The 22,907-nt window shown below is 65.4% G+C and carries 17 protein-coding genes; 4 read left to right on the forward strand and 13 right to left on the reverse strand.

Features of this window, described 5'->3' with window-relative positions:
• Positions 1–419: 419 nt before the first annotated feature.
• On the forward strand, positions 420–1,496 hold the full coding sequence (locus AC1DJH_RS22765) for a PLP-dependent cysteine synthase family protein (RefSeq protein WP_478187264.1): 1,077 nt from the start codon (positions 420–422) through the stop codon (positions 1,494–1,496).
• Between the two features lie 26 nt (positions 1,497–1,522).
• Positions 1,523–2,581, forward strand: a complete 1,059-nt coding sequence (locus AC1DJH_RS22770) for a lipocalin-like domain-containing protein (RefSeq protein ID WP_478187265.1) — start codon at positions 1,523–1,525, stop codon at positions 2,579–2,581.
• 131 nt (positions 2,582–2,712) lie between these two features.
• Here AC1DJH_RS22770 and AC1DJH_RS22775 read toward each other — a convergent pair whose 3' ends face one another.
• The 9 genes from AC1DJH_RS22775 to AC1DJH_RS22815 form a co-directional block, all read right to left on the reverse strand.
• Positions 2,713–4,572, reverse strand: coding sequence for a calcium-binding protein (locus AC1DJH_RS22775; RefSeq protein ID WP_478187266.1), 1,860 nt, complete (start codon positions 4,570–4,572; stop codon positions 2,713–2,715).
• Between the two features lie 97 nt (positions 4,573–4,669).
• The gene (locus AC1DJH_RS22780) at positions 4,670–6,145 is read right to left on the reverse strand and encodes an HlyD family type I secretion periplasmic adaptor subunit (protein ID WP_478187267.1); all 1,476 of its coding nucleotides are present in this window, start codon (positions 6,143–6,145) and stop codon (positions 4,670–4,672) included.
• A complete protein-coding gene (locus tag AC1DJH_RS22785; protein WP_478187268.1) occupies positions 6,142–8,418 on the reverse strand; it encodes a type I secretion system permease/ATPase in 2,277 nt (758 codons plus the stop codon). The genes AC1DJH_RS22780 and AC1DJH_RS22785 overlap by 4 nt, the downstream gene beginning before the upstream one ends.
• A 177-nt stretch (positions 8,419–8,595) precedes the next feature.
• A complete protein-coding gene (locus tag AC1DJH_RS22790; RefSeq protein WP_478187269.1) occupies positions 8,596–9,603 on the reverse strand; it encodes a branched-chain amino acid ABC transporter permease in 1,008 nt (335 codons plus the stop codon).
• Between the two features lie 13 nt (positions 9,604–9,616).
• Positions 9,617–10,492, reverse strand: coding sequence for a branched-chain amino acid ABC transporter permease (locus AC1DJH_RS22795; RefSeq protein WP_472120769.1), 876 nt, complete (start codon positions 10,490–10,492; stop codon positions 9,617–9,619).
• 42 nt (positions 10,493–10,534) lie between these two features.
• On the reverse strand, positions 10,535–11,731 hold the full coding sequence (locus tag AC1DJH_RS22800; protein ID WP_472120771.1) for an ABC transporter substrate-binding protein: 1,197 nt from the start codon (positions 11,729–11,731) through the stop codon (positions 10,535–10,537).
• A gap of 54 nt (positions 11,732–11,785) precedes the next feature.
• The gene (locus tag AC1DJH_RS22805) at positions 11,786–12,934 is read right to left on the reverse strand and encodes an ABC transporter substrate-binding protein (protein ID WP_472121035.1); all 1,149 of its coding nucleotides are present in this window, start codon (positions 12,932–12,934) and stop codon (positions 11,786–11,788) included.
• Positions 12,935–13,048: 114 nt separating this feature from the next.
• On the reverse strand, positions 13,049–13,756 hold the full coding sequence (locus tag AC1DJH_RS22810; protein WP_472120772.1) for an ABC transporter ATP-binding protein: 708 nt from the start codon (positions 13,754–13,756) through the stop codon (positions 13,049–13,051).
• A gap of 1 nt (position 13,757) precedes the next feature.
• A complete protein-coding gene (locus AC1DJH_RS22815) occupies positions 13,758–14,528 on the reverse strand; it encodes an ABC transporter ATP-binding protein (protein ID WP_435494715.1) in 771 nt (256 codons plus the stop codon).
• Positions 14,529–14,791: 263 nt separating this feature from the next.
• On the opposite strand from AC1DJH_RS22815, the gene AC1DJH_RS22820 reads away from it, so the two are divergent.
• Entirely contained in the window at positions 14,792–15,991 is a 1,200-nt protein-coding gene (locus AC1DJH_RS22820; RefSeq protein WP_478187270.1) for an AGE family epimerase/isomerase, read from the forward strand.
• Between the two features lie 60 nt (positions 15,992–16,051).
• Here AC1DJH_RS22820 and AC1DJH_RS22825 read toward each other — a convergent pair whose 3' ends face one another.
• Genes AC1DJH_RS22825 through AC1DJH_RS22840 form a run of 4 tightly spaced genes read right to left on the reverse strand, consistent with a single transcriptional unit; the run spans position 16,052 to position 21,036 of the window.
• Positions 16,052–17,614, reverse strand: coding sequence for a DHA2 family efflux MFS transporter permease subunit (locus AC1DJH_RS22825; RefSeq protein ID WP_478187271.1), 1,563 nt, complete (start codon positions 17,612–17,614; stop codon positions 16,052–16,054).
• Between the two features lie 44 nt (positions 17,615–17,658).
• Positions 17,659–19,002 (reverse strand): EmrA/EmrK family multidrug efflux transporter periplasmic adaptor subunit, encoded by a 1,344-nt coding sequence (locus AC1DJH_RS22830; protein ID WP_478187272.1) that lies wholly within the window; start codon positions 19,000–19,002, stop codon positions 17,659–17,661.
• A gap of 38 nt (positions 19,003–19,040) precedes the next feature.
• Entirely contained in the window at positions 19,041–20,504 is a 1,464-nt protein-coding gene (locus AC1DJH_RS22835) for an efflux transporter outer membrane subunit (RefSeq protein WP_478187273.1), read from the reverse strand.
• On the reverse strand, positions 20,497–21,036 hold the full coding sequence (locus tag AC1DJH_RS22840; protein WP_435484248.1) for a MarR family winged helix-turn-helix transcriptional regulator: 540 nt from the start codon (positions 21,034–21,036) through the stop codon (positions 20,497–20,499). The genes AC1DJH_RS22835 and AC1DJH_RS22840 overlap by 8 nt, the downstream gene beginning before the upstream one ends.
• Before the next feature lie 76 nt (positions 21,037–21,112).
• On the opposite strand from AC1DJH_RS22840, the gene AC1DJH_RS22845 reads away from it, so the two are divergent.
• Entirely contained in the window at positions 21,113–22,897 is a 1,785-nt protein-coding gene (locus tag AC1DJH_RS22845; RefSeq protein WP_435484249.1) for an ABC transporter transmembrane domain-containing protein, read from the forward strand.
• The last annotated feature ends 10 nt before the right edge of the window (positions 22,898–22,907 follow it).

The raw sequence follows: 22,907 nt of genomic DNA on the forward strand, positions 1-22,907 counted from the left end.
AAAAAAGAAGCAAGCCCAAGGCGCTGCAGAAGCGAAGCGCCGCAGCGCCTTGGTGGCCGAGCGAAGCAAAGGCCCGTGCGGTTCCCAAGCCCCTCTGGCTGCGCCGAGGCGCGCAGCGTTTCGCGGATCAGGGCTCGCCCTTGTTTGAGCGAAGCGAGTTTGGGCGAGACCCCGCGAAACGCGAGCACCGCAGGTTGCCCCGTAGCGAAGCGCAGGGGTCGCAGACAGTGGGGTCGCCTTTTCTTTGCTTACTTTCTTTTGGCGAAGCAAAAGAAAGTAAGTCGCCCGCCGGGGCGAGACCCGGCCCCGAAACCCAGCTTCCAAAGCCGTCAACGCTCGTCCCGGTCTTGTGGTCGAACAGGCAGCGCAAAGCAACGCCCCATAGGGGTTGCAAGGCATGACTTGTAGACTGGCACGCTATGCAGCAAACCCTCTCTTCCACCTCCTGCAGCGGCTGGCTAGGCGGCGCCATTCGCCGCATCGAGGCCGACTACCAGCGCAGCGCCGACACGCACCTCATTCCGCTGCCCCTGCCCTCGCTGGCCGCGCACGGCATCGACCTGTACCTGAAGGACGAGTCCACGCACCCCACCGGCAGCCTGAAGCACCGGCTCGCGCGCTCGCTGTTTCTCTATGCGCTGTGCAACGGCTGGGTTCGCGAAGGCACGACCATCGTCGAGGCGTCGAGCGGCTCCACCGCCGTGAGCGAGGCCTACTTCGCGCGGCTGCTGGGCCTGCCCTTCATCGCGGTGATGCCGCGCACCACCTCGCCCGAGAAGGTCGCGCAGATCGCCTTCTACGGCGCGAGCTGCCACTTCGTGGACCATGCCGCGCAGGTGTACGAAGAGGCCCGCGCACTGGCCGAGCGCACCGGCGGCCACTACATGGACCAGTTCACCTACGCAGAGCGCGCGACCGACTGGCGCGGCAACAACAACATCGCCGAGAGCATGTTCCAGCAGATGGCGCGCGAGCGGCATCCGGTGCCGAAGTGGATCGTGGTGGGCGCGGGCACGGGCGGCACCAGTGCGACCATCGGGCGCTATGTGCGCTTTCGCTGCCATGACACGCAGGTGTGCGTCCCCGACCCCGAAGGCTCGGTGTTCTCGGCCTACCACCGCACGGGCGACACCATGCTCACCGCGGCGGGCTCGCGCATCGAGGGCATCGGCCGGCCGCGCGTGGAGCCGAGCTTCGTTCGCACGCTGGTCGACCGGATGATCGAGGTGCCCAACCTCGACTCGGTGGCGGCGATGCACGCGCTGTCGGCCTTGCTGGGCCGCAAGGTCGGCCCGTCGACGGGCACGAACTTCATCGGCATGCTGGCCGTGGCGCAGGAGATGCGCGCAGCCGGCCAGCAGGGGTCCATTCTTTCGTTGCTGTGCGATGCGGGCGAGCGCTACCTGCCGAGCTATCACGACGCCGCGTGGGTGCGCAACGCGTTCGGCGACATCGCGCCGGTGCAGCGGCGCATCGATGCGCTGGTGGCGGCGTGATGTCTCCGATGTCTCCCGTGCCTTCCATGTCTTTCGTTTCACGGCGCAGCCTGCTGCTGGCGGCGCTGTCGGCGGGGCCCGTGGCGGCCTGGGCGCTGCCCGAGCGCAGGCTCGAATTTCCGCGCGACTTCGGCAGCCACCCCGACCTGCACACCGAGTGGTGGTACATCACCGGCCATGCGAAGACACCGGCCGGCCGCGAGTTCGGCTTTCAGGTGACCTTCTTCCGCTCGCGCGTGGAAGCGGCGCTGGGCATGCGCTCTGCATTCGCGGCGAAGAACCTGGTGTTCGCGCATGCGGCAGTCACCGACCTGGAGGGCCGCGTGCTGCTGCATGACCAGCGCATCGCGCGCGCGGGCTTCGGCGTGGCCGAGGCCAGCACCAGCGACACCGACGTGCGCATCCGCGACTGGTCGCTGGTGCGCGAGAACGGCCTCTACATAGCGCGCATCCCGGCCGGCGAGTTCTCGCTCGACCTGCGCTTCACGCCCACGCAGCCGGTGCTGCTGCAAGGTAAGGCGGGGCTGTCGCGCAAGGGGCCCGACGAGTCGCAGGCAAGCTACTACTACAGCGAACCGCAGCTCAAGGCGCAGGGCAAGCTGACGCTGAAGGGGCAGGCCTTCGACGTCGGCGGCGCCGCGTGGCTCGACCACGAATGGAGCGAGGCGCTGATGCACCCGGACGCGGTGGGCTGGGACTGGATCGGCATGAACCTCGACGACGGCAGTGCCCTTACGGCCTTTCATCTGCGGCGCAGCGACGGCAGTGCGTTGTGGGGAGGCGGATCGTTTCGCGCGCGCGACGGGGTGGCGCGCATCTTCAAGAACGACGAAGTGCGGTTCGAGGTGATCAAGTCGTGGGAAAGCCCGCGCACGCAGGCGAAGTACCCGACGCAGTGGCGTGTGCAGACGCCGGCAGGCAACTTCGAGGTGCGGGCGCTGCTGGACGACCAGGAGTTGGACAGCCGCGGGTCGACCGGGGGCGTGTATTGGGAGGGGGTGAGCGACCTGCTCGATGCGCAGGGGCGCCGCGTGGGGCGCGGGTACCTCGAGATGACGGGGTACGCGGCGCCGCTGCGGCTTTGAACAGGCAGCAGATCACGCGGCTTGTCTCGTCGGCACTGCGCCATCTGAACGCTGAATGACAGAGACAAATCGCCGCGCAGCGCCAGGCGTTGCCTGAACCGCGCAGCGACTTGCAGCTCAGTCTTCTGTCTTCAATGCCAATTGGCCGCAATCACCGAATCGAGGCTGCTGCGGTAGTTGCCGGACAGCACTGTCTCACCCGAGGCAGGGGGCGAGAAAGCTGCCATCGCCTGCACCAGGTTCAGAACATCTGCGCCTCGCAACGTCTTGCCATCGCTGGTCACGAACTGCTCGACCGATGGGTCGATGTCCCAGTTCGCGATGGTCATTCGATCCTTCGTGCCAATGGCCGACACTTCCAGATCGTGTCCATTCTGTCGAAACCAGAGTTGCTCGGCCGCAATACCTTTGCCGACCTTGAGCGTGTCGTTGCCATTCGACGTGCCGCCGGTCTCGATCAGCTTGTCTGCGCCAGATCCGGCGTTAAACAGATAGGTATCGTTGCCGGTGCCGCCGCGCAGTGTGTCGTTGCCCTGTGCGCCTTCCAGAATGTCGTTGCCTGCATAGCCATCGATGACATCGTTTCCTCTGGTGCCCGTCAATGTCTCGTCGGCGTTCAGTGCCGCAATCAAACCTTCTTCGTTCCAGACAGTACCGTCGGCGAACTTGATCTTGTCCACCAAGCTACTAAGAAAACCTCCCGTCGTGGCGCCGTATTCGCCATAGCCATAGTTAAAGCCAAAGCGGATAGTCTGGCCCGTCTCCAGGATCTCAATCGCTTGGCTATAAAAAGGGTCTCCCACGTGACCCAGTAGGCGCACATCGTCCGGGTTCAGGTCCAACAGTTCCAGCACTCCGATGCTGAAAATGTTGTCGTTGCCGTCGCCTGAACGATAGCGATAGGTATCTTCTTCGGAACCTGCGCCGGGAACAACAACATCATCGCCAAGGCCACCCTCCAAAATGTCGCGACCCGTCCCTCCGATCAAAGTGTCATTGCCGGCCCCGCCCATCAAGATGTCGTTGCCTGCCCCACCGTCCAGACGATCATGGCCATCCCCACCTTCCAAACGATCGTTCCCTTGCCAGCCAAACAAGTGATCGTCAGCGTCGGTGCCTGAAAAGACTACGTCTTTTTTTATCACGGCATCCAACTCTGTCTGCCCCCAGGACTTGCGATTGGAAAAGGTGATGCGATCGATCTGTGCACCAGTACCTTGGGTTCCGATTTTGATGCGCTCTCCAGTCTCCTTGATGAGAACTTCCAAGTTGCCCCGCGCGGTGGCATTCAGGCTGACGTCCGCGGGCTTGAGCCTCGACAGCTCCAACGTGTCACTGCCGCTGCCATCGAAAACTGTGTCGTTGCCGTCGCCCGGATGATGACGATAGGTATCGTTGCCGGTGCCACCATACAGGGTGTCGTTGCCCTGTGCGCCTTCGAGAATGTCGTTGCCCGCATACCCCAGAATGACATCGTCTCCCATGGTGCCCGTCAATGTCTCGCCAGCGTTTAGTGCCGCAATCAGATCTTCTTCGTTCCAGACAGTGCCGTCGGCGAACTTGATCTTGTCCACCAAGTTACTACGATGATGTCCCGCCGTGGCTTGGGCTTCGCCATCGCCAAAGCCAAAACGGATAGTCTGGCCCGTCTCCAAGATATCAATCGCTTGGCTATGAGGGTCCCCCACGTAACCCCGAAGGCGCACATCGTCCGGATTCAGGTCCAACAGTTCCAGCACTCCGATGTTGGAAATGTTGTCGTTGCCGTCGCCTGAACGATAGCGATAGGTATCTTCTTTGGAACCCGCGCCCCTAACAACAACGTCATCGCCAAGGCCGTCCTCCAAAATGTCGCGACCCTCCCGTCCGATCAAAGTGTCATTGCCGGCCCCGCCTTCCAGGTGATCGTCACCGTCGGTGCCAAGGAACTGCTGATCGAAATCTCCGTTTGACTGATTGGCATCTGCAGATTTTTCGTTTGTATTCATCATTTATTTTCTATCCCTGTTAATTTGATCTCGTACACTAAAAGTCAGCTCGATTCGAAGTAGTTCCTCCTTTCATCTGTTGATCCAGATCGCTTGCGCGCTACCGTTCTCTCAAGCTCTCGCTCGTTGCTCTTTGCACCGGACTGAGCAGAAATTCGATGATCCGTCGCTTGCCCGTCTTGATCTCCGCCGTGAGGTTCATCCCCGGAGATAACTTGATCGGCTTCCCATCCACATCGATGGTTGTGTTGTTCAGGTTTAGCGTCACCGGGAAGATCGCCCCGCGCTTATCGTCATTCACCGCATCCGCTGTCACCGTCTTCACGGTGGCGTTCACCGTGCCGTAGCGCGTGTATGGAAACGTCTCCAGCTTGATCGTGGCTTCCTGGCTGGTGTTGACGAAGCCGATGTCCTTGTTGTCCAAGGTCACCTCGGCCGTCACCTGCGCACCGTCGGGCACGATCACCATCAGGGGCTGCGCTTCGGTTACCACCCCGCCATCGGTGTGCATGGACAGTTGCTGCACCGTGCCTGCCACCGGCGCTTTGAGCGTCGTTAACCGCTCGCGCTGCCCGGCCTTGGCCAGGTCTTGCGTGCCCTGCTGGCGCTTGAGCTCAGCAGCCGCCTCTCGCGTGCGCAGGCTGTGCTTGGTCTCGGCGATGTAAGCGGCCCTGGTGTTCTCGCTCTCGCGCAATGTGGCGTTGGCTTCGGCCAGCCTGGCGCGTTGCGTCGCGAGGTCACGCTCCATTTCGATGCGCTCTCGCGTCCGGTCCTGGTTCGCATGACTCGACATGAAGCCTTGATTGGCCAACTGATGGAAGTCGGCTTCTCTCTGTCTGGCAATCGGCACCGTCGTCTCAAGTTTGTTGACCATCTCGCGCACGGTCGCTATCTCGGCCTGGCGGCGGTTGATCTCCGAGGCTGCCTTGGCAAGCTTGGCCGTGATGTCGCTCCACTCGTCGCTCAGTTGGGCCTGTGTCGCGGCGATGTCGACATCCGTCCAGCCGGTGGGAATGCTCTTGCCCAGTTCCGGGGTGCGGGCTGAGGCCGGCGAGTTCAGCGCTTGCAGCAACGCCCGCGTGCGCAGCACTTCGGACTGCATCGACTTCAGTTGTTCATCGATGCTGGTCTTGTCGGCATTCGCAGTCGTGGGATCGAGTTCGACCAAGGCTTGCCCAGCCTCAACATGGTCCCCGTCTCGCACCAGCACCCGCTTGACCACGCTCACCTCCAGCGGCTGGATGATCTTGGTGCGCTCGCTCACGATGATCTTGCCGGGCGCCACGGCCACGATGTCGATCTGCCCGAAGATGGACCAGGTCAAGGCAATAAGGAACAGCGCAATCAGCGCATAGGCCAGCCGTCTGGGTGCCGGGTGGACAGGCGTGTCCTGCAGGCTCAGCGCCGCGGGCAAGAAGGCGGCTTCATCGGACAGGCGCTTCGGCCCGGCCAGTTCATGGCGGTGCTTCCAAGCGGCCTTGAAGATCGCGCGGTAGCGCCCCAGAAGTTCGAAGACCGGGTGGCGAACGCTGGGCGCATTCGCCGCAGGTGCCGTGGTGGAGACGTCCGTCGTCATACCGCTGCCCCTTTACCTGCACCTGAGCCTGCTGCCGCCCCTTCGGTCGGCAATCCACCATCCTGCATCGCCCACAGATGCGCATAGATGCCCTTGGGCCTGGCCAGAAGGCTCTCGTGCGTGCCGCCTTCGACGATCCGGCCCTTGTCCATCACGATGATGCGATTGGCATGCCGCACAGCGCTCAGCCGGTGGGCAATGATGAAGACCGTGCGGCCCTTGCAGATGTGCGCCATGTTCCGCTGCACGATGGCCTCGCTCTCGTAGTCCAGCGCGCTGGTGGCCTCGTCGAAGATCAGGATGCGCGGGTGGGTGAAAAGCGCGCGGGCGATGGCGATGCGTTGGCGCTGCCCCCCCGAGAGGCTGGCGCCCTGCTCGCCGACCATAGTGTCGTAGCCCTCGGGCAGTTCGCTGATGAACTCGTGCGCACCGGCCAACTGGGCGGCGTGAATCACCGCGTCGAGCGGCGCCGCCGGATCGACGACGGCGATGTTCTCGCGCACGCTGCGGTTGAAGAGCGTGTTCTCCTGCAGCACCACGCCCACCTGCCTTCTCAGTTGTGCCGCATCGATCAGGCTGATGTCGATACCGTCGACCAGCAATCTCCCTTGCTCGGGGGTGTACAGGCGTTGGACCAGCTTGGTGAGCGTGCTCTTGCCAGAGCCCGAGCGCCCGACGATCCCGATGACTTCGCCGGGACGCACGTCCAGGCTGACGCCGTTGAGCACAGGCGCGGCCTCGGGGCGGTAGCGGAAGGTGAGGTTGTCCAGCGTGACGCGGCCCTTGAGCGCTGGGAGTTGCGCGGCAGTACTCGGTGCAACTTCGGTGCGCGTGTTGAGGATGTCTCCCAACCGGGCCATCGAGATCCCGGTCTGCTGGAAGTCGGTCCACAGCTGCGCCATGCGCATGATGGGCTGGCTCACACGCTGGGCGAACATGTTGAAAGCGACGAACTGGCCGACGGTGAGCTCGTTGTTCATGACCAGATGCGCGCCGTACCAGAGGGTGGCGGCATTGACGAGCTTGCCGATGAGGTTGACGCCTTCGTGCGCCCAGCTCGCGAGATTTTGGGTGCGGAAGCTGGCTGAAACATACGCGGCAAGCTGGTTGTCCCAGCGGCGCCCGAAGGCGGGCTCCAGGGCGGTGGCCTTGACGGTCTGGATCGCGCTGACGGTCTCCACCAGCATGGACTGGTTCTCAGCGCCGCGGGCGAACTTCTCGTCCAGGCGGCGGCGCAGGATGGGCACGACAGCCAGGCTCAGGCCGAAGTACAGCGGCATGCTCACGAGCACGATGAGGGTCAGGGGCACGCTGTAGAACAGCATGACGGCCACGAAGACGACGGAGAAGACGACGTCCAGCAACACCGTGAGCGCATTGCCGGTTAGGAAGCTGCGGATGTTCTCCAGTTCACGCACACGGGCAACCGAATCGCCGACGCGTCTTGCCTGGAAGTACGCCAGCGGCAATTGCACGAGGTGGCGAAACAGGCGCGCCCCAAGTTCGACGTCGATGCGGTTGGTGGTGTGGCTGAAGACGTAGCTGCGCAGGCCGTTCAGCAGCGACTCGAAGACGACGACGACCACCAGGCCGATGACGAGCACGTCCAGTGTCGTAACGCCGCGGTGCACGAGCACCTTGTCCATCACGACCTGGAAGAACAGCGGGCTGAGCAGCGCGAAGAGCTGCAGGATGAAGGAGATGAAGAGCACTTCGCCCAACAGCCTCCTGTGCTTGACCAGGCTGGGGATGAACCAGGAGAAGTCGAACTTGGTGAGTTCGCCCGCCAGGCTGGCGCGGCTGGCGATGAGGACGAGTTCGCCGGTCCAATGCGCAGCGAAGACGTCCAGTGTCTCGATGACCGGGCGTGCGCTGTCTGCCCCCGGGTCTTGCAACAGCACGCGCTGGGCATCGCATTGCGCGAGGATGACGAGGCGCTCACCGCCGTCTTCGTTGCGCAGCACGGCCAGCGCGGGGAGCGGTGTCAGGGACAGGCGCTCGGGCGTGGTGCGGGAGGACTTTGCCTTGAGGCCGAGGTGCTTGGCCGCCTGCAGCAGCGTGGCGGTGACGATCGGCTCGGATGGCGTCAGGCCGAGTTGATGCGCCAGCAGCGGCGCATCGGCTGCGATCTGGTGGAAGCGGGCAATGGTGCAGAGAGCGACGAGGGCCGGATTCGCAGAGGCCCTTAGCTCAGGGGCCTTTTCTCCTGTTGGCCTCTCGGTAGCACTCGCCCGTGCAATGGCCACGGGCGACCCCGCCGTTGCGCTTTCCATTCGTCTTCTCCCTTTGCTGAACTCTGCGGTTCAGAGCTCCGGAAGATATCGTGGCGGCGTGCCTCCTAGTTGGAAGCAGCGCAAAGAAAAAAGACTTAGAAGCGCTAGAGCAACGCAATGTCAACCTCGGAAACCTTTGCGTTATAGGTGTCTACAAATGACCTATACCCGAGGCGATCAATGCGACGACGAGCCTGAACTGCGCCCCTTGCGCCGCTCGATGAACGCAATGATCTCCCCCATGATCCCCTTGCGGAAGGCCAGCACGCAGATCACGAAGATCAGCCCCGTGACCATGGTCACCGACTCGCCCAGCGTGTTGAACCAGTCGATCGTGGTGATGCGCGCCAGGAAGTTGCCGAGTTCGCCGATCTTGTTCTCCAGCAGCACCACCACCGCCGAACCCACCAGCGGACCGGAGATGGTGCCCAGCCCGCCCACCAACGTCATCAGGATGACCTGGCCCGATGCCGTCCAGTGCACGTCGGACAGCGTGGCAAAGCCCAGCACCAGCGTCTTGAGCGACCCGGCCAGGCCCGACAGCGCCGCCGAAATCACGAAGGCCAGCAGCTTGAAGCGGTTCACGTCGTAGCCCAGCGACAGCGCGCGCGGCTCGTTCTCCTTGATGCCCTTCAACACCTGGCCGAACGGCGAGTGGATGGTGCGCACGATCAGCAGGAATGCCAGCACCACCACGACCAGCGCCACGTAGTACATCGTGAGGTCGTTCGACAGGTCGATCAAGCCGAACAGCTTGCCGCGCGGCACGCCCTGCAGGCCGTCTTCGCCGCCCGTGAACTTGGCCTGCAGTGCGACGAAGAACATCATCTGCGCGAGCGCCAGCGTGATCATCGCGAAGTAGATGCCCTGGCGGCGGATGGCCACCACGCCGAAGACCCAGCCCAGGAAGCCGCCGGCGAGCGTACCCGCGACCAGGCCCAGTTCGGGCGTGAGGCCCCAGACCTTCATCGCATGGCCCGCGACGTATGCGGAGCCGCCCAGGAAGGCCGCATGGCCGAAGGACAGCAGGCCGGTGAAGCCCAGCAGCAAGTTGAAGGCCGCGGCGAACAGTGCGAAGCACATGAGCTTCATCACGAACACCGGGTAGGCGCCGAAGAACGGCGCCAGGAGCAGCGCGACCAGCAGCAGGCCGTAGACGACGGTGGATATTTTTTTCATGTTCATGGTGCCGGTCGCCTTACTTCTCTTTGCCGAACAGGCCGGCGGGGCGAATCAACAGCACGATGACCATGATCACGAACACGACCGTGGACGAAGCCTCGGGATAGAAAACCTTGGTGAACCCCTCGATCACACCGAGCCCCAGGCCGGTGAGGATGGCCCCCATGATCGAGCCCATGCCACCGATGACGACCACCGCGAACACCACGATGATGAGGTTCTGCCCCATCAGCGGCGACACCTGGATCACCGGCGCGGCAAGCACGCCGGCAAACGCCGCCAGCCCCGCGCCGAAGGCGTAGGTCAGCGTGATCATCAGCGGCACATTGACGCCGAAGGCCTCCACCAGCCGCGGGTTCTCGGTGCCGGCGCGCAGGTAGGCGCCCAGCCGCGTCTTCTCGATGACGTACCAGGTGGCGAAGCACACGACCAGCGAGGCCACGACCACCCAGGCGCGGTAGTTGGGCAGGACCATGAAGCCCAGGTCGGTGGCGCTGGACAGCGCATCGGGCGCTTCGTAGGCCAGGCCCGACACGCCGTAGACCGAGCGGAACACGCCTTCGATCAGCAACGTGAGGCCCAGCGTGAGCAGCAGGCCGTAGAGGTGGTCGAGCTTGTAGATCCAGCGCAGCAGCAGCCGCTCGATCAGCACGCCGAACACGCCGATGACGAGGGGCGCCGCGATCAGCATCACCCAGTAGTTGATGCCGAAATATTCCATCGCCATCCAGGTCAGGATGGCGCCCATCATGAACAGCGCGCCGTGCGCGAAGTTGATGACGTTGAGCAGGCCGAAGATCACCGCGAGCCCGAGGCTCAGGATGGCGTAGAACGAGCCGTTCACCAGCCCCAGGAGGAGCTGGCTCAGCAGGCCGGGCAGGGAAATGTTCATAAGCGTTTCAACGAACCCGGGCGCCGCGGCGCCCGCGAACAATCACTTCCAGAGGGCGCACCTGCTCTCGGCCTTGGTGGTGAAGACGTCTTCGCCCTTGAGCTTCTGGACCACCTTGTAGTAGTCCCAAGGCTGCTTGGACTCGGCGGGCGACTTCACCTGCATGAGGTACATGTCGTGCACGAAGCGGCCGTCGTCGCGCACCACGCCCTTGGCATAGAAGTCGTCGATCGGCGTCTTCTTGATCTGCGCCATGACGGTGTCGGCGTCGGTGCTCTTGGCAGCCTGCACGGCTTTCAGGTAGGTCATGGTGGCCGAGTAGTCGGCCGCCTGGATGTCGGTGGGCATGCGCTTGGTCTTGTCGAAGAACTTCTTGCCGAAGGCGCGCGTCTTGTCGTCCAGGTTCCAGTCCCAGCTGGTGGTGAGCAGCAGGCCTTCGGTGTTCTTCAGGCCCAGGCTGTGCACGTCGGTCACGAAGACCAGCAGGCCGACCATCTTCATGGTCTTGGAAATGCCGAACTCCTTGGCCGCCTTGATGGCGTTGATGGTGTCGCCGCCCGCGTTGGCCAGCGCCAGCACCTGCGCCTTGGAGTTCTGCGCCTGCAGCAGGAACGAGGAGAAGTCGGAGGTGTTCAGCGGATGCTTCACGCTGCCCACCACGGTGCCGCCCTTCTCTTTCACGACCTTGGACGCATCGGCCTCCAGGGCCTGCCCGAAGGCGTAGTCGGCGGTCAGGAAGAACCAGCTCTTGTCGCCGCGCGCAATCACCGCGCTGCCGGTGCCCTTGGCCAGCGCCACGGTGTCGTAGGCGTAGTGCACGGTGTAGGGGCTGCACTGTTCGTTGGTGAGCGCCGAGCTGCCCGCGCCGTTCACGATGAACACGCGCTTCTTCTCCTGCGCCACCTTGGCCATGGCCAGGCCGGTGCCCGAGCTGGTGCCGCCGAACAGCATCGTCAGGCCCTGCGTGTCGATCCATTCACGCGCCTTGGAAGCGGCGATGTCGGCCTTGTTCTGGTGGTCGGCCTGCAGCAGCTCGATGGGCATGCCGTTGACCTTGCCGCCGAAGTCGTCGATGGCCATCTGGATCGCGAGGGCGCCGTTCTTGCCCTCCACGTCCGCGTAGAGGCTCGACATGTCGGTGATGAAACCGATCTTGACCTTCTCCTGCGCTTGTGCAGCGCCTGCGGCCGTCAGGCAGGTGGCGATGAGGCAGGCAGAGGCGATGAGCGTGCGTTTCATGGAATGGTTCTCCTCGTTGACTTCGGTGGGGGTGTCGGTGGCGGCTTCAGCCGCTTATTTCCAGGCCGCGCATTTCGTTTCCGCCTTGGTCGTGAAGACCTGGTCGCCCGGCAGCACCTTGAGCACCTTCAGGTAGTCCCACGGCTTCTTCGACTCGGCGGGCGACTTCGCTTCGACCAGGTACATGTCGTGGATGAAGCTGCCGTCGGCGCGGATCTGGCCCTTGCCGTAGAAGTCGTCGATCTTCATGCTCTTGAGCTGCGCCATCACCTTGTCGGAATCGGTGGTCTTGGCGGCGGCCACGGCCTTCAGGTAGGTGGTGGTGGCCGAGTAGTCGGCGGCCTGCACGTCCGTGGGCATGCGCTTGGTCTTCTCGAAGAAGCGGTTGGCGAACTTGCGCGTGTCGTCGTTCAGGTCCCAGTACCAGCTGGTGGTGTGCAGCAGGCCTTCGGTGTTCTTCAGGCCCAGGCTGTGGATGTCGCTCAGAAACACCAGCAGGCCCGCCGTCTTCATGGTCTTGTTGATGCCGAATTCCTTCGACGCCTTGATGGCGTTGATGGTGTCGCCGCCGGCGTTGGCCAGGCCCAGGATCTGCGCCTTGGAGTTCTGCGCCTGCAGCAGGAACGAGGAGAAGTCCGACGCGTTCAGCGGATGGCGCACCGCGCCCACCACCGTGCCGCCCTTTTCCTTCACGACCTTGGTGGTGTCGGCTTCGAGCGCGTGGCCGAAGGCGTAGTCGGCCGTCAGGAAGAACCAGCTCTTGCCGCCGCGGTCGACCACCGCTGCGCCCGTGCCCTTGGCCAGCGCCACGGTGTCGTAGGCGTAGTGCACGGTGTAGGGGCTGCACTGCTCGTTGGTGAGCACCGAGCTGCCGGCGCCGTTGTTGAAGTACACGCGCTTCTTTTCTTCGGCCACCTTGGCCGTGGCCAGCGCGGTGCCGGAATTGGTGCCGCCGAAGATCATGGTCACGCCGGCGGTGTCGACCCACTCGCGCGCCTTGGAGGCGGCGATGTCGGCCTTGTTCTGGTGGTCGGCCACCAGCAGCTCGATGGGCTGGCCCAGCACCTTGCCGCCGAAGTCGTCGATGGCCATCTGGATGGCAGTGGCACCGCCCTTGCCTTCGAGGTCGGCGTACAGGCTGGACAGGTCGGTGACGAAGCCGATCTTCACTTTTTCCTGCGCCTGTGCGGCACCTGCGCTCATGGCGAGGACGGCGACGGCGGAGGCGATGAGGCCGAGTTTCTTGTTCATGGTGTTGTCTCCTGGAGGAATCTTTGTGGGATGAGGGTGCGGTCTTGTGGACGTTTGTTTTTCTTCTCAGACGCCGAGCAGTTCGGTGAGCACCGGCATCTTGGCTTCGAGTTCTGCAGCGCCGAACTTTTCGACGATGCGGCCGTGCTCCATCACGTAGAAGCGGTCGGCCAGCGGTGCGGCGAAGCGGAAGTTCTGCTCCACCATCACGATGGTGTAGCCCTTGGCGCGCAGCATGGTGATCATGCGGGCCAGCGCCTGCACGATGACCGGTGCCAGGCCTTCTGAAATCTCGTCGAGCAGCAGCAGCTTGGCGCCCGTGCGCAGGATGCGCGCCACGGCCAGCATCTGTTGCTCGCCGCCCGAGAGCCGCGTGCCCTGGCTGTGGCGGCGCTCGGCCAGGTTGGGGAACATGGCGTAGATCTCTTCGACCGACATGCCGGGCCCCGCGCCCTTGAGCCCGGGCGGCAGCAGCAGGTTTTCTTCGCACGAGAGGCTCGCGAAGATGCCGCGCTCCTCGGGGCAGTAGCCGATGCCCAGGTGGGCGATGCGATGCGTCGGCATCGCGATCGTTTCCTTGCCGTGGACCTCGATGCTGCCCTTGCGCGCACCGGTCAGGCCCATGATGGCGCGCAGCGTGGTGGTGCGGCCCGCGCCGTTGCGGCCCAGCAGCGTGACGACTTCGCCGGGCTGCACGACCATGTCGACACCGTGCAGGACGTGCGACTCGCCGTACCAGGCCTGCAGGCCCTTGATTTCCAATGCGGCCGTCATGTCAGTGGGCACCTTGCAACTGGCCGTCCGTCGTGCCCATGTAGGCCTCCATGACCTGCGGGTTCTTCGAGACTTCGGCGTAAGGCCCCTCGGCCAGCACGGCGCCGCGTTGCAGCACGGTGATGGTGTCGGCAATGGTCGAGACCACGCTCATGTTGTGCTCGACCATGAGGATGGTGCGCCCGGCCGACACGCGCTTGATGAGTTCGGCCACGCGGTGCACGTCTTCATGGCCCATGCCCTGGGTCGGTTCGTCGAGCAGCATCAGTTCGGGCTCCATGGCCAGCGTGGTCGCAATCTCGAGCGCGCGCTTGCGGCCGTAGGGCAGGTTCACGGTCTGCTCGTCGGCAAGGTCTTCCAGGCCCACTTCGGCCAGCAGTTCGCGCGCACGCGCATCGAGCGGCTTGAGCGACTTCTCGCTCTTCCAGAAGTGGTACGAGGTGCCCAGCCGGCGCTGCAGGCCGAGGCGCACGTTTTCCAGCAGCGTGAGGTGCGGGAACACGGCCGAGATCTGGAACGAGCGGATGATGCCGCGCCGTGCGATCTGCGCCGGGCGCTCGCCCGTGATGTCCTGACCGTTGAAGAGGATCGTGCCGGTGGTCGGCTCGAGAAACTTCGTCAGCAGGTTGAAGCAGGTCGTCTTGCCGGCGCCGTTAGGGCCGATGAGCGCGTGGATCGAACCGCGCACCACCGACAGGTCGACCTTGCTGACCGCGGTGAACCCTTTGAATTCCTTGGTGAGCTGGCGTGTTTCGAGGATGACGTCGCTCATCTCGCGAAGTCGCCCGGATGCGAAAAAAGAAAGTCGGTCATGCGGCCCATCTGAATGCGCCACTACCGGGCGCGGACTGATTGTTGGTGGGCGCCCTGCAATTTCATACTGGGGCAAATGCCTATGCTGCAGTGCAACCTGTACGGGGTGGTACGGCGCAAGAATGGGTGACTGTCGTTGCGATGACAAAGAAGCCGTCGGTCGCTTCGACAGCGTCCGGATGGCTATCGCCACCACTTCTCGAACCGACCGCCCTGTCTTCGATGCCGAACTTCCGCTCGCCCGATTTCCTGACCGATCACATCCTGCACACGCTCGCGTTCTACGAGCCGCGCTGCCTGGACGCGTCGGGCGGGTTCTTTCATTTCTACAAGGACGACGGCACGGTGTACGACCGGCGCACGCGCCATCTGGTGAGCAGCACGCGCTTCGTCTTCAACCACGCCATGGCCTACCGGCGCTTCGGCAATCCGGCGCACCAGAAGGCGGCGCGCCACGGCCTGGCCTTTCTTCAGCAGGGCCACGCGAAACGCGAAGGCGGTTACGCCTGGCAGATCGACTGGCAACCGCACGGCGCCACCGTGCAGGACGCCACCAACCACTGCTACGGCCTGGCTTTCGTGCTGCTCGCGCATGCGCATGCGCTGATGGCCGGCGTGGAAGAAGCGCGCACCGGGCTGGCACACACCTGGGACCTGATGGAGCGGCATTTCTGGGAGCCGCAGCACCAGCTCTATGCCGACGAGGCCACCGTCGATTGGCGCGTGGGCGCCTACCGGGGCCAGAACGCCAACATGCATGCTTGCGAGGCGATGCTCGCCGCGTACGAGGCCACGCGCGAAGCGCGCTACCTGGCGCGGGCATCGGTGCTGGCGGAATCCATCACCGGCCGGCAGGCTGCCCTGGCCGATGGCCTGGTCTGGGAGCACTACCGCGAGGACTGGTCGGTCGACTGGGACTACAACCGCGGCGACAAGACCAACATCTTCCGCCCCTGGGGTTTCCAGACCGGCCACCTCACCGAATGGGCCAAGCTGCTGCTGCAGCTTGAACCGCACCTGGCCGCGGCGGGCCGCGAGGCAGAGTGGATCGTGCCGCGCGCCCGTCACTTCTTCGACACCGCCATGTTCCGCGGCTGGGACGCCGACAACGGCGGGCTGGCCTACGGCTTCGGGCCCGACGGCACGGTGTGCGACGGCGACAAATACTTCTGGGTGCAGGCCGAGAGCTTCGCCGCCGCCGCGCTGCTCGCGGTGCGCACCGGCGAGCCGGGCTACTGGGACTGGTACGACAGCATCTGGGCGTACAGCTGGGAGCACTTCGTCGATCACCGGCACGGTGCCTGGTACCGCATCCTCACGCCGCAGAACCGCAAGATCAGCGACGAGAAAAGCCCGGCCGGCAAGACCGACTACCACACCATGGGCGCGTGCCACGACGTGCTGCGCGCGCTCGGGACGTAAAAACCCCCGGGTCTTCTCGAAGAAGCCCGGGGGTCGAGTGGGTCGCCTGTCGGCTGCCGATCAGTGGGCGCCTGCCGCAGCGTCGCCACCGGCACCGCCCTTTTGCGGCTTTGCCAGCCACACCAGCGGAATCAGCAGCAGGAACAGGATCGCCGACGCATAGAAGATGTCGTTCGTGGCCAGCATGTAGGCCTGCTGGTCGACGATGCGGTTGATCTGCCCCAGCACCTGCTCGGTGCTGAAGCCGCTGCTCGCAAGACCCGACATTGCGCTGGTCGCCGCGTTGTTGCCCTGGTTGATCGTCTCCGAGAGCTGCGCGTGGTGCAGAGTGGCGCGGTTGTCCCACAGCGTGGTGGTGAGCGAGGTGCCCATGGCACCGGCCGTGATCCGCAGGAAGTTCGACAACCCCGACGCCGCCGGAATGCGGTCGGGCGTGAGGCCCGACAGCGTGATGGTCACCAGCGGGATGAAGAAGAACGCCATCGCGATGCCCTGGATCACCGTCGGGATGATGATGGTGACGAAGTCGGCCTGCGTGTTGAAGTTCGACCGCATCCACAGCACCAGCGCGAACACCAGGAACGAGAAGGTCGCGTAGCGCCGCGGATCGATCTTCGCCACCGTGAGCCCGACGATCGGCGAGAAGAAGATCGCCAGCAGCCCCACGGGCGCCATGATCATCCCCGCCTGCGTCGCGGTGTAGCCCATCCACTGTTGCAGCCACAGCGGCAGCAGCACCACGTTGCCGAAGAACAGGCCGTACGCCACGGCGGTTGCCACGGCACCCGACCAGAAGTTGCGGCGCTTGAACAGCGACAGGTCGACCACCGGATGCTTGTCGGTCAGCTCCCAGATCAGGAAGAACGCGAAGCCGACCACGGCCACCACCGCCATCGTGACGATCTGCGGCGAGTGGAACCAGTCGAGCTCCTTGCCCTTGTCGAGCATGAGCTGCATCGAGCCGACCCACAGCACCAGCAGCGCCAGGCCGATGGCGTCGATGGGCACCTTGTGCGTGGTGCTCTCGCGCTTGCGATACAGCGCCCAGGTGATGGAAGCCGCGACGATGCCCACCGGGATGTTGATGTAGAAGATCCACGGCCACGAGATGTTGTCGGTGATCCAGCCGCCCAGGAGCGGCCCCATCACCGGCGCGACCAGCGTGGTCATCGACCACATGGCCATCGCCAGACCCGCCTTGGCGCGCGGGTAGCTCGACAGCAGCAGCGTCTGCGACAGCGGAATCATCGGGCCGGCGACAAAGCCCTGCAGCGCACGGAAGGCGATCAGCGTGGTCATGTTCGGCGCCAGGCCGCACAGCAGCGAGGCGACCATGAACAGGATCACGCTGGCCATGAACAGGCGGACCTGCCCGAAGCGCTGGGTCATGAAACCCGTGAGCGGCACCGCGATGGCGTTGGCCACCGCGAAGCTGGTGATGACCCAGGTGCCTTGCGTGGTGCTCACGCCCAGGTCACCCGAGATGGCGGGCAACGACACGTTGGCGATCGACGAGTCGAGCACGTTCATGAAGGTTGCCGCGGAAAGCGCGATGGTGCCCCACACGCGGGCCGAGCCCTCGAGTGGCGCGTGCGCTATGTAGGCAGGAGCAGCAGTGGCCATGTGCGGTCGCGCGGGCTCTGTTTACCTGAAGGAAGCGCGGGCGATCAGCCCGGCTGGCCTTGCACGGCCACGGAGGCCGCGCCCGGCGTGGTCGCAGGCGCGGCCGAACCCTTGGAAGGCACGCCGGCGGTGGCCGGTGCGCTGCGCCCGAGGTTGGCCGAGACGATGCGGTCCACTTCGGCGTCGGCGCCGTGGTCGAGCTGGCTGTACACCGCCGTCTGCGTCAGCGCGGTGGCGCGCGGCGCGTCGGCGAGCATCTTGCCGCTCTTGGACGAGATGTCGATCTCCGCGTCCATCGACAGGCCGATGCGCAGCGGGTTGGCCTTGAGCTGCTCGGGGTCGAGCGCAATGCGCACGGGCACGCGCTGCACCACCTTGATCCAGTTGCCGGTGGCGTTCTGCGCGGGCAGCAACGCAAAGGCGCTGCCGGTGCCCACGCCGAGGCCAGCGACCTTGCCGGTGTATTCGACCTTCTTGCCGTACACGTCGGCCGTGAGCTTCACGGGCTGGTCGATGCGGATGTTGCGCAGCTGCACTTCCTTGAAGTTGGCGTCGACCCACAGCTGGTTGAGCGGCACGATCGACATCATCGGCGTGCCTGCCGAGACGCGCTGGCCGAGCTGCACGGTGCGCTTGGCCACATAGCCGTCGACCGGCGCGGGCATGGCGACGCGCTGCGTGGCCAGGTAGGCCTCGCGCACCTTGGAGGCGGCGGCCAGCACGCTCGGGTGCTGGGCCACGCTGGTGCCTTCGGTCAGAGACTGGTTGCTGACCAGCGCTTCCTTCGCGGCGACGACGCCGGCCTGCGCAGCGGCGAGCTGGCTCTTGGCGGTGTCGAGCTGCGTCTCGGCGTGGTTGAGTTCTTCCTTCGACACGGCGCCGTTGCCCGACAGCGCGCGGCGGCGCTGCAGGTCGTCCTGCGCCTTGGCGATGTCGCTCTGCGCCTTGACGATGTCCGACTGGCGCAGCGTGACCTGCGCGGCCAGCGAGCCGTTGTTGGCGTACAGGGTGCGCACCTGGCGCACGGCCTGCGCGAGCGCGGCCTCGGCCTGCTCGAGCGCCACCTTGGCGTCGGCCGGGTCGAGCTGCACCAGCGGCTGGCCGGCCCTGACGAAGTCGGTGTCGTCGGCGCCGATGGCCATCACGGTGCCGCCGATCTGCGGCGTGATCTGGATGACGTTGCCCGACACGTAGGCGTTGTCGGTGTCCTCGTAGTGGCTGGCGACCAGCCATTCGTAGAGGCCCCAGCCGCCGCCGGCGACGATCACCACCGCGGCGAGCGCGGTGAGTGCGCGACGGCGCTTGCCGTTGCTCGCCGGCGCCTCGGGCGCCGTGGGATTTGCGGAGGCTGCGGCAGCAGCCGGCGTCGGAGTGTTGTTATCGCTCATGGTGAAGTTCTTTCCGAAGACGAGGGAGTCGAGTCAGTTCAGTGGTTCAGTGCGGCCGTCGCGGTGGCCGGTGGCTGCCAGCCGCCGCCCAGTGCGCGCGCCAGCGCCACCTGCGTGTCGAGCGCGCGCGCGGCGAGATCGACCGCCAGGCGGCGTTGCGCCAGCACGGCGGTTTCTGCCGTCAGCACGTTGAGGTAATTGCCCAGGCCCGCGCGGTAGCGCTGCACGGCGATGTCGTAGGCGCCTTCGGCCGCGGTCTGCGCGGCGCGCTGCTCGGCCTGCTGGCGCGTGATCGACTGCGCGCTGGCCACCTGGTCGGCGGCGTCGCGCACCGCATCGATCACGGCGGCGTTGTAGCTTTCGATGGCCACGTCGAGGTCGGCCGACTTGCCGCGCAGGTTGGCGCGCAGCTTGCCGCCTTCGAAGATCGGCAGGCTGATGGCCGGGCCCACGCCCCACTGCTCGCTGCCCGACTTGAGCAGCTTGCCGAAGCCCAGGCTCTGAAAGCCCGCGAAGGCCGTGAGGTTCACGTTGGGATAGAAGAGCGTCTTGGCGTTGGCCACGTCGCTGGTGGCAGCCTCGACGCGCCAGCGCGCCGCGGCGATGTCGGCGCGGCGGCCCAGCAGATCGGCGGGAATGTTGGCCTGCAGGGCCATGGTCTTCACGCTTTCGAGCGCGGGCGGCTTGAGCGAGGCCGACACGTTGGGCTGGCCCACGAGCGCGTCGAGCGCATGCTGCTGCAGCGCGATCTGCTCGTTGAGCGCTTCGATCTGCTGGCGTGCCTCGGGCAGGCCGCCTTCGCTCTGGCGCAGTTCGAGGCGGGTGTCGAGTCCGGCGGACACGCGGTCGCGCACCAGCTTGAGCGTTTCGTCGCGCTGGGCCAGCGTGCGCCGGGCCACGGTGAGCTGGTCGTTCAGGCGCGCCCACTGGAAGTAGCTGCGCGCCACGTTGCTCGCGAGCAGCACGCGGGCGGCATCGGCGTCGGCGGCCGCGGCGTTGGCCGCGCCGATGGCGGTGTCCAGCGCGCTGCGGTTCTTGCCGAAGAAGTCGAGCTCCCAGCTGGCGCTGAGCTGCAGCAGGCCGATGTTCTGCGTGGAGCCGCCCAGCGGCGCCGGGTAGATGTAGTTGCTGTTGAACTTCTGGCGGTTCAGGTCGAGGTCGCCCTTGACCTGCGGCTTGAGGGCCGCGCCGGCAATGTCGGCCGAGGCCTGCGCGCGCGCGAGCCGGGCCTGCGCGACCTGCAGGTTCGGGTTGCCGGCCACGGCCTGGTCGATCAACGAATTGAGCTGCGTGTCGCCGAATGCGAACCACCACTGGCCGTCGAGCCGGGACGCCGGCACCGCTGCGGTGTCGGGCGCGATGCCCAGCGACGAGGCGTCGCGCAGCTTGGCCTGCGAGCCGATGCCGGCCATGTCGGCACAGCCGGCCAGTGCGACCACCAGCAACGCGGCGGCCACGACAGAAGTGCGACGCGGTGCGCGCACGGCGAGGGAATCAGTCATTTTTATCTCCACGGACCGCGAGGGCCTGTGCGTTGTCGAGGATGCGGCGCAAGTAGCCCTTCAGCTGCTCCCATTCCTCATTGGAAAAACCTGCAAGGTGTTCGTTCTGGACGCGGCTCAGCACGTAAGGCACTTCCTTGGCGGCGGAACGGCCTTCGTCGGTGAGCTCGATGTTGACCACGCGGCGGTCTTCGAGCGAGCGCACGCGCCGGCACAGGCCCTTGGCCTCCAGGCGGTCGAGCAGGCGCGTCATGGCGCCGGTATCGAGCTCGCAGGCGCGGGCCAGTTCGGCCACCGTGGTGGCGGCGCCGACATGCAATTTGTAGAGAGGCACCCACTGCGGATAGGTCGGGCTGCCGGGCTCGCAGATGCGGCTTTCGATCGACTGGCCGACGGCCGTGACGATGCGGCGCATCAGGTAACCGATGCTCTCCTCGGTCTGGTAGGTCTCCGGCCGATAGAAGGCGGCAGGCGCGCGACGCTCGGCGTCGGTGGAGGCCGACGAAGCTGGGTTGGAATTGGCATCGCTCATGGCCAAAATATTAGCTGCCATGACAGTTATTGTCAAGGCTGCCTTTGTGAGGGCAAGGGATCGTTAGAATCGGTGCATGGCTTCCAATGCACCGTCTTCCCAGGCCAAGGGCTCGCCCCGGTCGCTGTCGGGCCTGAGCCCATTCCTCCGCCCTTATCGCGTCCAGATCGTCCTGGCGGCGATCTTTTTGGTGATGGCAGCGGTCACCACGCTGGCTTTTCCTATCGCCTTGCGCAGCCTGATTGACGGAGGCTTGATCAACCCCGACAAGGGTGCGCAGACCATGGCGCTGCGGGAGCACTTCGGCGCCCTCTTCGCGGTGGCCGTGGCGCTCGGGCTTTTCTCTGCGGCGCGCTTCTACACGGTGAGCTGGCTAGGCGAGCGGGTCACCGCCGACATCCGCAACGCGGTCTACGGCCACGTGCTGACACAGAGCCCGGCTTTCTTCGAAACCACGCAGACCGGCGAAGTGCTGTCGCGCCTGACGGCCGATACCACGCTGGTCCAGACGGTGGTGGGCTCGTCGCTGAGCATGGGCCTGCGCAATGCGGTCATGGGCGTGGGCGCACTGGCCGTGCTGGTGTGGACCAACCCCTACGTGATGGTGCAGGTGCTGGGCATCCTGGTGCTGGTGGTGCTGCCGAGCATGTGGTTCGGCCGCCGCGTGCGCAAGCTGTCGCGCGCCAGCCAGGACCGCGTAGCCGATTCAAGCGCGATTGCCGCCGAAGTGCTCAACGCCATCCCCGTGGTGCAGAGCTACACAGCCGAGGGCCGCGAGGCGGCGCGCTTCAACGGCTCCACCGAAAACGCCTTCAGCACCGCGGTGCGGCGCACCAAGGCGCGCTCGGTGCTGGTCGCGTTCATCATCATCGCGACCTCGGCCGCGCTGCTGTGGGGCCTGTACCAGGGCACGCAGGCCGTGCTGCGGGGCGACATCACGGCCGGCCACCTGGGCCAGACCGTGGTCTACGTGGCCATCCTGGCGAGCGCCACCGCGGTGCTGGGCGAGGTGTACGGCGACCTGCTGCGCGCCGCCGGAGCCACCGAGCGCCTGATGGAACTGCTGCATGCGCCCGCGGCCATCGCTTCACCCTCGAACCCGGCGGTCGCGCCCGTCCCTGTTGCGGGCAGCGCCATCAAGTTCGATGCGGTGACCTTTCACTACCCGTCGCGTCCCGGCACGCCGGCGCTGCGCGACTTCAGCCTCGACGTCGCACCCGGCGAAACCGTCGCGCTGGTGGGATCGAGCGGCGCGGGCAAGAGCACGGTGTTCCAGTTGCTGTTGCGCTACTACGACCCGCAGTCCGGCCGCCTGCTGCTCGACGGCACGCCGCTGGCCTCGCTCGCCCTGCCCGACCTGCGAACCCGCATCGGCCTGGTGCCGCAGGACGCGGTGATCTTCTCGACCAGCGCCTTCGAGAACATCCGCTACGGCCGCCCGGAGGCCACCGCCGACGAAGTGCATGCCGCCGCGCGCGCCGCCTTCGCGCACGACTTCCTGCAGGCGCTGCCCGAGGGCTACGACACCTTCCTGGGCGAGCGCGGCGTGCGCCTGTCGGGCGGACAGCGCCAGCGCATCGCGATCGCGCGCGCCATCCTCAAGAACCCGCCGCTGCTGCTGCTCGACGAAGCCACGAGCGCGCTCGATGCGGAAAGCGAACGCATGGTGCAGGCGGCACTGGAATCGGCGATGGAAAACCGCACCACGGTCGTGATCGCCCACAGGCTGGCGACGGTGCAGAAGGCAGACCGCATCGTGGTGCTGGACCACGGCGGCATCGTCGAGCAGGGAACGCACGCGACGCTGGTCGCGCAAGGTGGCGTCTATGCGCGCCTGGCGGCACTGCAGTTCACGGCCTGAATGGACTGAA

The sequence above is a fragment of the Variovorax sp. 10N412 genome, from assembly GCF_056394985.1.